General features: G+C 75.5%; 7 protein-coding genes. All 7 read left to right on the top strand.

Features of this window, described 5'->3' with window-relative positions:
* Positions 1–8 precede the first annotated feature (8 nt).
* Entirely contained in the window at positions 9–884 is an 876-nt protein-coding gene (locus FHS38_RS06430) for an endonuclease/exonuclease/phosphatase family protein (protein WP_184731662.1), read from the top strand.
* Between the two features lie 309 nt (positions 885–1,193).
* On the top strand, positions 1,194–2,471 hold the full coding sequence (locus FHS38_RS06425; protein ID WP_184731660.1) for an MFS transporter: 1,278 nt from the start codon (positions 1,194–1,196) through the stop codon (positions 2,469–2,471).
* Between the two features lie 163 nt (positions 2,472–2,634).
* Positions 2,635–3,942 carry a non-ribosomal peptide synthetase gene (locus tag FHS38_RS06420; protein ID WP_184731657.1) on the top strand — a complete coding sequence of 436 codons (1,308 nt, stop codon included), beginning with the start codon at positions 2,635–2,637 and terminating at the stop codon, positions 3,940–3,942.
* Positions 3,943–4,039: 97 nt separating this feature from the next.
* On the top strand, positions 4,040–7,195 hold the full coding sequence (locus FHS38_RS06415; protein ID WP_184731655.1) for a non-ribosomal peptide synthetase: 3,156 nt from the start codon (positions 4,040–4,042) through the stop codon (positions 7,193–7,195).
* Positions 7,192–8,364 (top strand): acyl-CoA dehydrogenase family protein, encoded by a 1,173-nt coding sequence (locus FHS38_RS06410; protein WP_184731652.1) that lies wholly within the window; start codon positions 7,192–7,194, stop codon positions 8,362–8,364. The genes FHS38_RS06415 and FHS38_RS06410 overlap by 4 nt, the downstream gene beginning before the upstream one ends.
* Positions 8,365–8,474: 110 nt before the next feature.
* A complete protein-coding gene (locus FHS38_RS35130) occupies positions 8,475–12,308 on the top strand; it encodes an amino acid adenylation domain-containing protein (RefSeq protein WP_229822546.1) in 3,834 nt (1,277 codons plus the stop codon).
* Positions 12,305–14,938: a condensation domain-containing protein gene (locus FHS38_RS06395; RefSeq protein WP_184731650.1), complete on the top strand. Its 2,634-nt coding sequence runs from the start codon at positions 12,305–12,307 to the stop codon at positions 14,936–14,938. The genes FHS38_RS35130 and FHS38_RS06395 overlap by 4 nt, the downstream gene beginning before the upstream one ends.
* Positions 14,939–14,943 lie beyond the last annotated feature (5 nt).

The following is a 14,943-nucleotide window of genomic DNA, read 5'->3' as shown; positions in this document are numbered from 1 at the left end:
GAGACGCCGTGACCGCCTTCGCGCACGCTCCTCTCGACCGTCGCACGGCACTGCGGGCCGTGGCCGCGTCGGCCGCGCCCGGGCCCGCCGGGGGCGGCGGGGGCCGGAGTCCGCTGCGTGCGATGAGCTTCAACCTCCGCTACGCCTCCGACACCCCGCCCCACACCTGGGCCGAGCGCCGGCCCGTGATGCGCGCGCTGCTGCGCCACGAGCGCCCTCACCTCCTCGGCACCCAGGAAGGGTTGTACGCGCAGCTGCGCGACATCGCCGACGATCTCGGGCCGCGCTACGCCTGGCTCGGCACCGGCCGCGCGGGAGGCAGCCGCGACGAGTTCACGGCGGTCTTCCACGACGTGCGGCGGCTCACCCCCGTCGCGTACGACCACTTCTGGCTGTCCGACACCCCGTATCTGATCGGCTCCGCGACCTGGGGCAACACCGTGATCCGCATGGTCACCTGGGTCCGGTTCCGCGATCTGCGCACCGGGGGTGAGTTCTACGTCCTCAACACCCATCTCGATCACGCCCACCAGTACGCGCGTGAGCGCTCCGCCGCGCTGATCACCACCCGGCTGCGCGGTCTGGACCCGGCCCTGCCCCGGATCGTCACCGGCGACTTCAACGTCGCCGCACACGGCAACCCCGTCTACGACACGATGCTCGACCAGGGTTCGCTCGTGGATTCCTGGGACACGGCCGACCAGCGCGGCGCGCGGTACGCGACCTTCCACGGCTACCGGCCGCTCGTGCCGGACGGCGACCGCATCGACTGGATCCTCACCTCGCCCCGGGTGCGGACCCGGCGCGCCGCCATCAACGTCTTCCAGCAGGACGGGCAGTTCCCCAGCGATCACTTGCCGGTGCAGGCGGACCTGGAGCTGTAAGGCGTCCGGGACGCTCCCGGACGCTCCCGACAAAGCCGCTTATCTCAAAGCCGCCCGGGTGTCACCACTTTGAACCGTTCCACCCCGGGCACAGCACCGACTATCGGACATTCGAACATCAGGCCTCCCTCGGCGCACCAGAACCGCAGAAAGCGCTTCCGCCGCAGGCCACCCTGGGTGACGTTCAAGCAACAGTACGAAACGGTTCGTCACAATGTCATCACCCGTTGTCCGCATTACGAACAAAACTGTCCGGAAGTACCCGGATGTTTTTGACTCACACCACTCTCATCACCAAATGTCTGCCAAATGTCCTCGTCAGTGAAGCCCGTGTGCTCAGGGCTCTTACGGAACTACGACTTCCGATTACTGCTCTCCGGGGCGGCGGTGAGCCAGGTCGGCGCTCAAGTGACCGTGGTGGCACTGCCGTTGGTGGCCGTGGTCGAACTCGACGCGTCCCCCATGGAGGTCGGACTGCTGACCGCCGCCGAGACCGCGGCGTTCCTGCTGGTCGGCCTGCCCGCCGGAGCCTGGGTGGACCGGATGCGGCGGCTGCCCCTGCTCATCCGCACCGACGTCGTACGGGCCGTGACGATGCTGAGCCTGCCGCTCGCGGCATGGGCCGGGGCGCTGACCATGGCGCAGCTGTACGTGGCCGCCCTCGTCACCGGTGTGGCCACCGTGTTCTTCGATATCGCGCACCAGAGCTATCTGCCCGGCCTGCTCCCCCGGGAGCAGCTGGTCGCGGGCAACGGCGCCCTGGAGACGGCCCGTTCGTCCGCCCAGGTGGCGGGGCCGGGGCTGGGCGGCGCCCTGGTACAACTGCTCGGAGCACCCATCGCCTTGCTGGCCGACGCGATCGGCTACCTCGTGTCGGCGCTCTTCCTGCGCGGGATCCGCGCCCGTGAGCCGCAGCCCGCGCCCGTCACGGGCGTCCCGCTGCGCGCCCAGGTCGCGGAGGGCCTCGTGTTCGTCCTGCGCCACCCCATCCTCCGTATGATCGCCTGCGCCACCGGGATCGCGAACTTCTTCTCCGCGATGCTGATGTCCGTACAGACGGTGTTCCTCGTGCGGGAGCTCGACCTGCCCCCCGCGGTGCTCGGGCTGATGCTGTCGGCCTCGGCGGTCGGCGGGCTGGCGGGCGCGCTGTGCGCGGGAACGCTCGCCCGTACGGTCGGCCAGGCCCGGGTCATCTGGCTGTCGCCCGTCGTCACCGGACCGTTCGCGCTGCTGTGGCCGCTGGCCGGACACGGCACCGCCGCCGTCTGGTTCGCGGTCGCCTCCGCGGCCGTCTTCTTCGGCGCGGTGGTCTACAACGTCGCCCAGGTCAGCTTCCGGCAACTGCTGTGCCCCGACGCGCTCCTCGGGCGGATGAACGCCACCCTGCGCTTCATGGTCTGGGGCACCATGCCGCTCGGCGCCCTGCTCGGCGGGGCCGTCGCCTCCGCCGCCGGGCCGCGCGCCGCCGTATGGGTGTGCGCCGCGGGCTTCCTGTTCGTCCCCCTGCCCCTGCTGCTCTCCCCGCTGCGGCGCCTGCGCGATCTGCCGGCACCCGCCGCCGAGGGCCGGGCCGTGTCCGGCACCTAGGGCTCCACCACCCCACCCGCCGCCCGGAAGCGTCCTCGCAGCGGGCCCGCAGCGGACCCGTGGCGGACCGCTCGGACGCTCCGACAGCGCGGCCGTCGAACGTGCCCCCTCACCCCCCCTTCGTCTCACGAGTCAGCGCGCCCCGGGCGTGCGGGAGGACATCGTGCAGTCCAGCAGCATCACCTCGCAGTACCTCGACCGATACCGGCACATCGCCGACGACGCGGCGCGGGCCGCCGGGACGCTCCCGGTCACCGGTGCGCAGCGGCGGTTCCTGCTCGCCCGGCGGATGGACCCGGCCGGACGGCCCGATCTCGTACCGCTGTTCTTCGCCTTCCCCCGCGGGTCCGTCGACCCCGACCGGCTGCGGGCGGCGGCCGGGCACCTCGCCGCCCTGCACCCCGCCCTGCGGGCCCGCCCCGAAACGCTGCGCGGAGTCCCGGTGCAGCTGCTCGGGGAGCCCGACGCCCGGGTGGACCGCGTGGAGCCGCGCCCCGGCGAGAGCGCCGCCGACGCGCTGCGCCGGGCGCTCGGCACATGGGCGGCCGAGGGCCCGCCGCTGCGGCTGTTCCTCGCCACCGACACGGCGGGCGACCGTGACGTCCTCGCCGTCGTCATGGACCACGCGGCCTGCGACGAGGCGTCCATCGGCAAGGTCATGGGGGATCTCACCGACGCCTACCGCGACGGGCTCGGTCCCGGGGACGTCCCCGGGACCCGGGCGGCGGACGAGCTGGCCGCCTACCGCGAGGCCGTGCACCTGCAACTCGAGTCCGAGGCACGGGCGTCGGGGCAGCGGTCCGTCGCCTACTGGGCCCGGCGGCTCGCCGCGCTCCGCCCGGCCGCCGGCCCCGCCCCGGCCCCGCGCGGCGGGGAGGGCCGGGCCGGCACCGGCGCCGTGCTGCACCGGCTGCCCGGCGCGCCCGACGGCGCCCGGACCGCCTTCCCCGTCCTGCTCGACGCCTGTGCCGCCGCCGCGCGCACGCTGTACGGGCCGGACCGGGTCCCGGCCCTGGGCTATCCGTGGGGCGGCAGGCCCGCCGCGGCGCAGCCCGTCCTGGGCTGCTTCCTCAACACCGTGGTCCACCCGGCCACGGCCTGCGGCCTCGACGAGCGGACCGTGTCGTGGTGGGACGACCTCGACCACGCCGACGCCCCGATCGACGAGGTGGTGCACGCGGCCCGGACCGCCGGGGTGCCCTGGTCGGGGCGGCTCGACGGGCTGCTCACCTCGGAGGACCTGCACCGCCGTCCCCCGCTGCGGCTGGGCGACGCCACCGGGCACGAGACGCACATCGACGGCCGGCCCGTCCAGGCACCGTTCGCCGTGTCCGTTTCCCACGGCACGGACCTCCTCGTCCGGATGGCATGGGACCGGGGCGTCGTGCCGGACCCCGTCGCCGAGGACGCCTTCGCCGCCCTGCTGGACACCCTGCGCGCCCACACCCTCGGGCACGCACCGGTGGGCTGAGCCCCTCCGGCCGCCCGCTCCCCTCACTTGCCCCCGGCCCAGCGTCCACCCGACGCGGGCACCGGGCCCCTCCAACCACCCCACGGAAGGGTTGACCATGTTCGGACTCTCCACATCCCAGGAGATCGTCTGGCTGCACGAGCAGATGCTGCCCGGCAGTCGCGCCTACAACTTCACCGCCACCATCGACCTGCTGGGCACGCTCGACGAGAGCGCGCTCCGCGACGGGCTGGCCGCCGCCCTCGACCGGCACCCCGGCCTGCGGCTCGAACTCGTCGAGAACCCCGGCGCGCTGCCCGGCCAGCGCGTCCGCGAGGGCTGTACGCCCCGCGTGCGGACCGTCGACCTCGGCCAGGAGGCCGACCCGGAGGCCGCGTTCGAGGCGCTGCTGCGCACCGAGGCCGAGACGCCCCTCGACGTCTTCGAGGCGCCGCTGCTGCGCTGGTGTCTGGTCCGCCTCGGCGCCGGCCACCACCGGATCGTCCACGTCGAGCACCACCTCGTCCACGACGGGCACTCGTTCGCGATCCTGCTCCGCGACGTGTTCACCGTGTACCGGGCGCGGGTGCTGGGCGAGGCGGTCGAGTTACCGGCCGCTCCCTCGTACGAGGAGCACGTACGGGCCGCCGAGGGGCCGGGCCGGCAGGAGCGGCGGGAGGCGAGCCTCGCGTACTGGCAGCGCGAGTTGACCGACGCCGCCTTCGACCTGCCGTTGCCCGGGCTCGCCCGGCCCGGTGTGCGGCGCCGGCACGCGGGCGGCCAGCTGCGCCAGCCGATCGACGCTGGCCTCGCCGAGCGGCTGCGGGCGCACAGCCGCGCCCAGGGGCACACCCCGTTCTCCACGCTGCTCGCGCTCTTCGCCGAACTGCTGCGCCGCCACAGCGGGCGCGCCGACCTCGTCGTCGGCACGGCGGTCGGCAACCGCCCGGAGGGCTTCGAGGGCGCCACGGGCATGTTCGTCAACACCATCCCGCTGCGCCTGCGGCTGGACCCCGCGGCCGGTGCCGACGCGATGGTGGACGAGGTGACCGACCGTCTGATCCGCGCGCTGCCGCACCAGGAAGTGCCCGTGCAGGTCCTCACCCGGGCGCTGGGGCTGCACACCTCCGGTGCGGACAACCCGCTGTTCAGCGTCATGTTCAGCGCGCACGACGCGGCGCTGCCGCAGATCGAGGTGCCGGGCCTGGAGGTGTCGCTGTTCGAGGGCTTCAACACCGGCACGACCCGCTTCGACCTCGACCTCGTGCTGCTCCCCGACGACCGGCGCACGGTCGGCCCGCGCGAGGGCGCGGCCGGGATGACGCTGGTGTGGGACTACGACCGTGACCTGTTCGACGGGGCGACGGCGGAGCTGCTCGCCGAGCGGTTCCTGGATCTCGTCCGCGCCTATCTGGACGCGCCGACGGCGCCGCTCGCCGCACTCGCCCCCGCGCCCGCCGTCGTGGGCCCGGCGGACGGCGGGACGGTGTCGGTGACGTCCGGGGCGGCCCTGGACCCCGTGGCGGGGCGCGACCCCGCGGCCGTCGCGATCGTCAGCGGCGCCCTGAAGATCACGTACGGGGAGCTCGACCGCCGGGTCGAGGAGCTGGCCGGGAAGCTGCGGGCGGCGGGCGTCACGGAGGGCCGGCCGGTGGCGGCCGTGCTGCCGCGCGGTGTGGACACCGTGGTGACCCTGCTCGCGTGTCTGCGCATGGGGGCGGTGTACACCCCGCTCTCCCCCAACGACCCGGCCGCGCGCCTGGAGACGCTCCTGGCGCGACTGCGGCCCGCGCTCGTACTGACCGACCGGGAGAGCGCGCTGTCCCTGCCCGCCGAGGGTCTGCCGGTGGCCCTGCTCGACGCGGCGGAGTTCCCCAAGGCCGAGCCGGCCGAGTGGATCGAGGGCGCGGCGTACATCATCCACACCTCCGGCTCCACCGGTCTGCCCAAGGCCGTCGTGGTGGGCCGGGCCGCGCTGGCCGGCTTCACCGCGGGCGTGGCACAGCGGTACGCGCTGACCTCCGCGGACCGGGTGCTGCTGTTCGCCCAGCCGTCGTTCGACGTGGCACTGGAGGAGGTGCTGCCGTCGCTGCTGGCCGGCGCCACCCTCGTCGTACCGCAGCGGGAGGTGCCGACGGCCGCGGAGCTGATCGCCGTGCTGGCGGCCCGCCGTGTCACCGTCGCGAACCTGCCGACGAGTTATCTCCTCGCGGTCCGCGAGGAGCTGCGCGACGCGCTCGGTGACGGGCGCTGGTCGCCGCGGCTCCTGGTGTGCGGCGGCGAGCGGCTGCCTGCCGGTGCGCTGCGGGATCTGCTCGGCGCCGCCGATGCCGACGCCGTCACGGTCCTGAACGCCTACGGGGTGACGGAGGCGGCCGTCACCTCCACCGTCCACGAGGTGGACCGGGCGGAGCTCGCCGAGGGAGCCGAGGTGCCGCTCGGCAGCGCGCTGCCGGGCGTCGCCGTCCACGTCCTCGACGCGGGTCGTCGTCCGCTGCCGTGGGGCGCGGTCGGTGAACTCGCCATCGGCGGTGCCCATCTCGCCGAGGGGTACCTCGGGGGTGCCGAGGCCGCCGAGGCCACGGCCGCCCGGTTCGTGACCGTACCGGCGCTCGACGGTGAGCGCGTGTACCTCACCGGCGACCTCGGCTACCGCGACCGCGAGGGCCGCCTGGTCTTCCTCGGCCGCCGCGACAACCAGATCAAGCTGCGCGGCTACCGCATCGAGCTGGAGGAGGTCGAGGCCGCGGCGTCCGCCGAGCTCGGCGGCCGGTCCTGCGCGGTCGTCCTCGACCGGGAGGCGTCCGGCGGGCCGCGGCTGATCGGCTTCTTCGAGTCCCGCACCGAGTCACCCAGCGATGGGGGCCCCGAGGCCCTGCACACCGCCCTGTCCGGGCGGCTGCCCGCCGCGCTCGTCCCCGGCCGCTGGATCCGGCTGGACGAGATGCCCACCCTGCCCGGCGGCAAGCCCGACCGCGCCGCCCTGACCCGCACGGCCGCCGCGCTGCCGCTCGACCACGTGGCCGAGCAGGCGTCCGCGGAACCCGCCGACCCGGCCGTCGCGCTGCTCAGCGAGGGCTGGCGGGAAGTGCTGGGACACGACCGCTTCTCGCCGTCCTCCCACTTCTTCCAGGTGGGCGGGCACTCCCTGCTGGCCGCCCAGCTCGCCGCGTGGCTGGAGCCCCGGCTCGGCGGCCGCCCGCCGCTGCGGGTCCTCTTCCAGCATCCGGTCCTCGCCGACCAGGCCCGCGCCGTCACGGAGGCGACCCGATGAGCACCGCCCCCTCGTCCGTCCTGGAGACGGAGCACCGTGAACTCGTCGACTCCTTCGAGTCGTTCGTCCGCCGCGAGCTGGTGCCGCTGGCGGCCGAGCTGCCGGAGGACGGCGATCTGCCGCCCGCCGACCTGCGGGCGTACGTCCGCGGCCGCTCGGCGAAGCTCGGCTTCTACGCGGGCGACTACCCCGAGGAACTGGGCGGTTCCGGCATGCCGTTCAGCGCCGTGGTGCTGCTGCACCACGCCGCCGGGCGCAGCGGCTGCCCGCTCGCCCCGTACGCGCTGGCGGGTTCGGACGGGCCGAGCCCGCTGCTGCGGCAGGGCACCGAGCAGCAGGTCGAGCGGTATCTGAAGCCGCTGGTGCGCGGCGAGGCGACCCGCTGCCTGGCGCTGACCGAGCCGAACGCCGGGTCGGACGCCTTCCACCTCACCAGCACCGCGACCCGCGAGGAGAGCGGGGAGTGGGTGCTGTCCGGCCGCAAGACGTTCGTGAGCAACGCCGGGCACGCGGACTTCGCGATCGTCGTGGCCCAGGCCGGTGCGGGCACGAAGGAAGGGGGGCCGACCGCGTTCGTCGTGGAGATGGACCACCCGCGGCTGCGGATCGGGCAGGCCTACGACGGCATGTCGGGCGAGCAGCTGTACGAGCTGGTGCTGGACGAGGTGCGGCTGCCGGCCGACGCCGTCGTCGGCGGCGAGGCCGGGATCGGCGCCGCCCTCGGCAACGGCATCGACAGTCTCTCCCGGGGCCGTCTCGTGGTGGCCGCCATGTGCAACGGCATCGCGGAGTACGCCCTGCGGCTGGGGGTCGAGTACGCCCGTGAGCGGCGGGCGTTCGGGGAGCGCATCGGCGCGTACCAGCACGTGCAGGAGCACCTGGTGAGCAGTCGCGCGGAGGTCGAGGCGGCCAAGCTGCTGACGCTGGCGTGCGCGCGGCTGGTGGACGAGGGCGTGGAGACGCCGGAGAACGCGGCGCTGGCCAAGCTGACCGCCTCCGAGACCGCCGTCCGGGTCGTGGACCGGTCGTTGCGGGTGCACGGCGCGACGGGCTGGGTCCGGGGCCATCCGCTGGAGTTCCTGTACCGGTACGTCCGGATGATGACGATCATCGAGGGGACGTCGGAGATCCAGAAGGTGATCGTCGCCCGGGCGATGGGCCTCGGCTGAGCCGCCGGCCCTCCGCGCGCCACCGCGCCGCCCTCGCCCCTCCCGTATCCCGCGCGCCCCGCGCCCTGTTCGCGGCCCGCGCGACCCATTCGACTTCGTCAAGAGGAATCATGACCACTGCAGTGAACGCGTCCCGTCCGGACGCACCGGACGGCGCACCGCGGCTCAGCGTCGCCCACGGCCCGGCCACCGCGGCGGACGGCTGGGACGTCCTGGCCCGGTTCGAGCACTGGGTCCGCCATGCGGCGTCCGCGACCGCCGTCGAGGACGGGGAGCTGAGCTGGACCTACGCCGAACTGGACGCCCTGGCCGAGCGGGTCGCCGACACGCTGCGCCCCCGGGTGCGCCCCGGCGACCTGGTCGGGGTGTGCCTGGACCGCTCCGCGGCCCTGGCCGCGACGGCCGTCGCCCTCGCCCGGCTCGGCGCCGTCTACCTCCCCCTCGGGCCGCGCCCCGGCGACCGGCGGCTCGCCGCCGTGACGGGCGGGCTCCGCGTGACCGCACTCGTCGGGGCGCCCGAGGTGCTGCCCGCGGCGTACCCCGCCGGTGAGCGGCTGCCGCTGCCCCTGCCCGTCGCCGGCGCCAACGCGACGGAGGCCGTCGCCGCGTTCGCCCCGCGCGACCGGGCGACGGGGACGGCCGCGCCCGCGGGCTCCTTCTACGCCGTGCTCACCTCGGGGTCGACGGGGACGCCCAAGGCGGTCGCGGTGGACGGCGCCGCGCTGGCCGCCCGGCTGCGCTGGTATCTCGACCGCGTCGGCGCCCGCCCGGGCGACCGGCACAGTCTGCTGGTGGGGGTCTCCTTCGACCCGCACGTCCTGGAGCTGTGGGCCGCCCTGTGCTCCGGTGGCGCGCTGAGCGTCGCCCCGGACGAGGTGCGCTGGGACCCGCAGGCCCTCACCGACTGGTGGCGGCGGGCGGCGGTGACGGTGGCGATCCTGCCGACGCCGCTCGCGGAGACCGTGTTCGAGCGGCCGTGGCCGCGGCTTCCCGCGCTGCGCTTCCTCTCGGTCGGCGGCGACCGGATGCGCCACCGGCCGGCCGCGGACGTCACCGCCCTGGTGGACAACGTGTACGGCCCCGCGGAGGCCACCGTCGTCGCCACCGCGCACGCCCTCAACCCGACGGGCGACGCGGCGCACGGCGCCGGCGCGGACGACGGGGACGCCGGGGCGCCGCCGCCCATCGGGCTGCCGCTGGACGGCACCGTCGTCGGTGTCACCGACGCCTCCGGGCACCTCGTGCCCCGCGGCGAGCCCGGTGAACTGCTCATCGGCGGCACCGGACTGGCGATCGGCTACCTGGACGAGGAACTGACGGCCCGGCGCTTCGTGGCACCGCCGACGGGGATGACCGGGACCGAGCGGGTCTACCGCACCGGCGACCGGGTGCGGATGCGGGCCGACGGCGTGCTGGAGTTCCTCGGCCGCCTGGACGACCAGGTCAAGGTGCGCGGGGCGCGCATCGAACCGGCCGAGGTCGAGGCCGCGTTCGAGCACGACCCCCGGGTCCGGCGGGCGGTCGTCGCGGCGGCGACCGGAGTCGACGGCGCGGTACGGCTGATCGCGTACGTCCTGCTCGTACCGGGCGGGCCGGCACCGGCCGGGGCGGAGCTGCTGACGGCCGTGCGCGGCTGGCTGCCCGAACAGGCGGTACCGGCGGCGGTCCGGTACGTCGACGCCTTCCCCCTCGACGCCAACGGCAAGGTCGACCGCGCCGCACTGCTGGCCGGGGAGGTGCCGCGGGAGACGACTCCCCCGCACACCCCGAGCACCGCGCCCGCCACGAAGACCGCGCCTTGCGGTTCGGAGGAGTTGGTGGTGCGGCTGTGCCGCACGCTGCTCGACCGGCCGGACATCGGCCCGGAGGACGACTTCATCGGCAGCGGCGGCGACTCCCTGGCCGCCGCGCGGCTGCTGGCCGCCCTGGAGGAGGAGTGCGGCGTGCGGCTGCGGGCACCGGAGGTGCTGCGGCAGCCCGATCTGCGCACCCTGGCCGCGCTGCTGGACGGCAAGCGGACGGACACCCCCGGGCAGTCGGCATCCCCGGCGGTCCCGGCGCCGGTGGCCGTCGCCGCCCGGACCGCGCCTCGGGCGGCCGCCTCGAAAGCCCCGGCCGACGGCGGTGTGCTCGGCAGGGTGGCCGCCCATGCCGAGGCGTCACCGCGGGGTCTCGCCGTGCTGGACGGCGATCTGACGCTGACGTACGGCGAGTTGACCGAAGCCGCCCGGCGGCTGGCCGGTGTGCTGCGCGCCCGGGGCGTGCGGACCGGCACCCCGGTCGGGCTGCTGATGCCGCACTCGGTGGGCGTCGTCGTCGCCCAGCTCGCCGTCTGGTGGGCGGGCGGCCATTACGTGCCCCTCGACCCCACGTATCCCCGGCCGCGTACGGACGCGATGCTGGCCGATGCCGGGGTCGCCCTGACGCTGGGCGAGAAGGACCTGCTGGAGGCCGCGGGCATACCGGCGGGGCGGGCGCTGGCCCTGTCCTCGGCCGGGATCGCCGACACGGGTGCACCGTGGCCGGACGGGGATCTCCCGGCCCCGCCCCACCCGTACGACCCCGACGCCGTGGCGTACGTGATGTACACCTCGGGTTCGACGGGCCGCCCCAAGGGCGTGGCGATCACCCACCGCGGGGTGGCCGGACTGACCGTCGCGCCGGACTTCGTGACGGTCACCCCCCGGGACCGGGTGCTGTTCCACTCGGCGCAGACCTTCGACGCGTCCCCGTTCGAGGTCTGGGTCGCGCTGGCGAACGGCGCGGCGGTGGCCGTCTCCACCGCCGACCGGCACTCGTTGGAGGGGCTGGCCCGGGACGTGGAGCGGCTGGGCGTCACCGTCGCCCTGCTGACCACCGCGTTCTTCCACCACCTGGCCGACCGCCGGTCGCCGGTCTTCGACGTGCTGCGCGGCGTGCTCGTCGGCGGCGAGGCGATGTCGGCCCGGCACGCCCGGAGCGTGCTGCGTTCGCACCCGTGGCTGGAGCTGGTCCACGGGTACGGGCCGACCGAGGCCACGACCTTCGCCACCACCCACCGGGTGCGGGACGCCGACTGCGACGGCCCGCCGCCGATCGGCCGCCCGGTCCCGGGGACGACGGCGCACGTCCTCGACGAGCACGGCGCCCCCGTGCCCGCGGGCACCCGCGGGGAGCTGTGGCTGGGCGGCTCCCAGCTCGCCCGGGGCTATCTCGGGCAGCCCGACCTCACGGCGGAACGCTTCGTCGACCACCCGACCGCCGGACGGATCTACCGCACCGGTGACCTCGTGTCGGCCCGCCCGGACGGCGTGCTGGACTTCCACGGCCGGACCGACGACCAGTTCAAGATCCGTGGCTTCCGGATCGAGCCCGGCGAGATCGAGCACGCGCTGCGGACCCACCCGCGGGTCGCGGACGCGGCCGTCACCGTGCTGCGGCCCACGCCGGAGGACGCGCGGCTCGTCGCCTTCGTCGTGCCCGTCGACGGCGGACACCTCACGGTCGCCGCGCTCCGCGCCCATCTGGCCGAGCGGCTGCCCGCGCACCTGCTGCCCAACGGCTGGTCCGTGGTGGACGATCTGCCGCTGGCCGCCAACGGCAAGGTCGACCGCCGCGCGCTGGCCGAACAGCCGGTGCCCGGCCTTCCGCAGCCCGCCGGGTCCGGGGAGGCCCCGGACGCGCGGCAGGCGCTGTCCCCGATCCAGCAGGCCGTGGCCGAGGCGTGGGCCCGGGCGCTGGACCGCTCGGTCGACACCCCGGACGCCGACTTCTTCGACCTCGGCGGCCACTCCCTGATGGCGCTCGGCATCGTGGACGACCTGCGGGAGGACGTCGGCGTCGAGCTGTCGCTCGCCGAGTTCTTCGCGGCGCCCACGGTGACCGGACAGGCCGCGCTGATCGAGGAAGCGCTCCTCGGCCGTTTCGGAGCGGACGTCGACGCCGATGGGGAGGAGGGCCGATGACCACCGTCCCCGACGCCGCACGCCAGGAGGCGCTGCTCCGCCTCGCCCGCCAACGCAAGCGGACCGCCGCCGCCACGGGCCGGGCGACCCCGACGGCCTCGCCCGCCGCGGGACCCGCGCCGCTCTCGCACGCCCAGCACCGGATGTGGCTGATGGACCGGCTCGGCCAGGGCGGCGCCCTGTACAACGTGCCGTTCGCGACCCGGGTGCGCGGGCCCCTCGACCTGGACGCCCTGGCCGAGGCCGTCACCGGGCTGGTGCGCCGCCACGAGGTGCTGCGCACGCGGTACGCACACGACGACGGCGAGCCCTACCAGGAGGTGATGACGGCCGGGCCGGTGCCGGTACGGGTCGTGGACGCCACGGGCGGTGGCGAGGGTGAGCTGTCCGTCGAGGCGGCGCGCCCGTTCGATCTGGGCGCCGGGCCGCTGCCGCGCGTGCTCTGTGTGCGGCACGCGCCCGAGGACCACACGGTCTTGCTGACGTTCCATCACATCGCGGTGGACGGCGGCTCGCTCGATGTGATCACCCGCGAACTCGACGCCCGGTACCGGGCGGCCGTGGAGGGCCGTGACGGGCAGGGCCCCGGCGGGGAGACGGACGCCGGCGCGCCGCAGTACGCCGACTTCGCCCGCCGGGAACGCGCGGAGGGAGCCGCGACGCTCGACACCGGCCTGACGTACTGGGCCGAGCGGCTCGCGGGCGCCCGGCCCGTGCCCCTGCCCCGGGTCGCGGCACCCGCGGGCAGCCGCGGCGAGGGCCACGTCCTCACCACGCCCCTGACGGCGCAGACCCTCGAAGGACTGCGCGCGGTGGGCCGGGACCACAGGTCGACGCTGTTCACGGTGGTGCTCGCGGGTGCGTTCGCGACGCTGCTGGAGACGACCGGCGGCGAGGACCTCGTCATCGGGTGCGCGAGCAGCCACCGCGACCGGGCCGGGTGGCGCGATCTCGTCGGCCTGTGCGTCAACACCCTCGCGATCCGCACGGACCTGTCCGGCGCGCGGGACTTCGGGGAGCTGTTGTCGCGGGTACGGGACGACCTGCTCGAAGCGCAGGGCCACCGCCACGTCCCCTTCGACCTGGTCACAGGCCGGCTCGGCGCGGCGGCCCGCGACGGCGACGGCAATCCGCTGGTCGGCGTGACCGCCGACGTCCTGCCGAAGCCGTCGGGGCTGCGGCTCGCCGGAACGGAGTGCGAGCCCGTCGACATCGACCTGGGGACGGCCAAGTTCGGCCTCGGCTTCTACGTCGCGGAGGCCACGGACCGCACCGGGCCGCGCGCCCTGGTGCAGTACGACCGGGGGCGGCTCGACGAGGCGACCGCGCAGGGGCTGCTGGACGCCTTCGCCGCGCTCCTCACGGAGGTGGCGTCGGATCCCGGGCGGCCGCTGTCGCGCGGGACGGCCGACTGCGTGGACCGTCCGGTGGACGGGCTTCCCGCCGCGCCGCTCGGCGCGCGGGGCGAGGCCGTGACGGCGGTGTTCGGCGAGCTGTTGGGCGACGACCCCGGCCCCGACGGCGACTTCTTCTTCCTGGGCGGGCACTCCCTGCTCGCCGTCCGCGTCGCGGAGCGGCTGCGTGAGCGGCTCCGCCTGCCACTGACGGGACTGGACGTCCTGGAGCACCGCACCCCGCGCGCGCTCGCCGCGCTGCTGGACGAGCGGGCGGAGCAGCGGAAGCTCACGGCCGCGGCCGGCTCCGGCGGCGCTCGCCGGGGGCCCACCAAGGCCGGAACGGTCCTGGTCACGGGCGGCACCGGTGGGGTCGGGGCCTTCGTCCTACGGGAGTTGGCGGCCCGGGGGCGGCCGGTTCGCGCGCTGGTGCGGCCCGAGTCGGCGCACCTGGTGGCGGGCGACGGGATCGAGGTGGCCGAGGGCGATCTCGCGGACCCCGGGAGCCTGCGGGACGCGGTCGCCGGCGTGGACGCGGTGATCCACTCCGCGTGCACGTTCACCTCGCCCGAGGTGGACGTCGCGGCGATGCGGGCGCTGCTGGACGGCTGGCGTCAGGGTTCGTTCGTCTTCGTCAGCAGCGTGGACGCGTACGGCAGGCCGCCGGTGGTGGACGTCACCGAGGACACGCCGTCCGCCGAACCGCTCACCCCGTACGGGCGGGCCAAGCTCGACTGCGAGCGGATGCTGTGGGAGGCGGCGGGCACCGAGGGTCGGGGCGGGGCGACCGCGGTGCGCGCGCCGCTGGTGTGGGGGCCGCACCCCCGGTTGCGCGACCAGCTGAGGTGGGGCGCGACGGGGGCGCTGTTCCAGGCGGCCCGGTCCGGGGAACCGGTCGTGCTGCCGGCGGCGGGGGCCGTCCCGGCGTCCGGCGCCCCCTGGTCCGGGGCCCCTTGGGTGCACGCGGCCGCCCTGGCGCGTGCCTTGGTGACCTGCGCCGAGCGGCCCGCGCACGGCATGGTGAACGCCATCGGCGGCCATGTCGGCTGGGAGGAGTTCGCGACCGAGCTGAACCGGCTGCTGGGGAGCTCCGGCGGGATCCGCCCGGCGGCCGCGACGGCCTCCGCGCCCCTGCTCCACCGCCACCGCTACCGCGCGGAGGCGCTCGCGGAGGAACTGGTCGAACGGCCGGGTGAGGACTGGCGCTCGGTGATCGCGGCGATGCTGGACCGCTGACCCGC

Origin of the sequence: Streptomyces netropsis (genome assembly GCF_014203545.1) — a bacterium.
Taxonomy (GTDB): domain Bacteria; phylum Actinomycetota; class Actinomycetes; order Streptomycetales; family Streptomycetaceae; genus Streptomyces; species Streptomyces netropsis.
The sequence above is the reverse complement of the archived record's forward strand: the minus strand, read 5'-3'. Positions and strand labels throughout refer to the sequence as shown.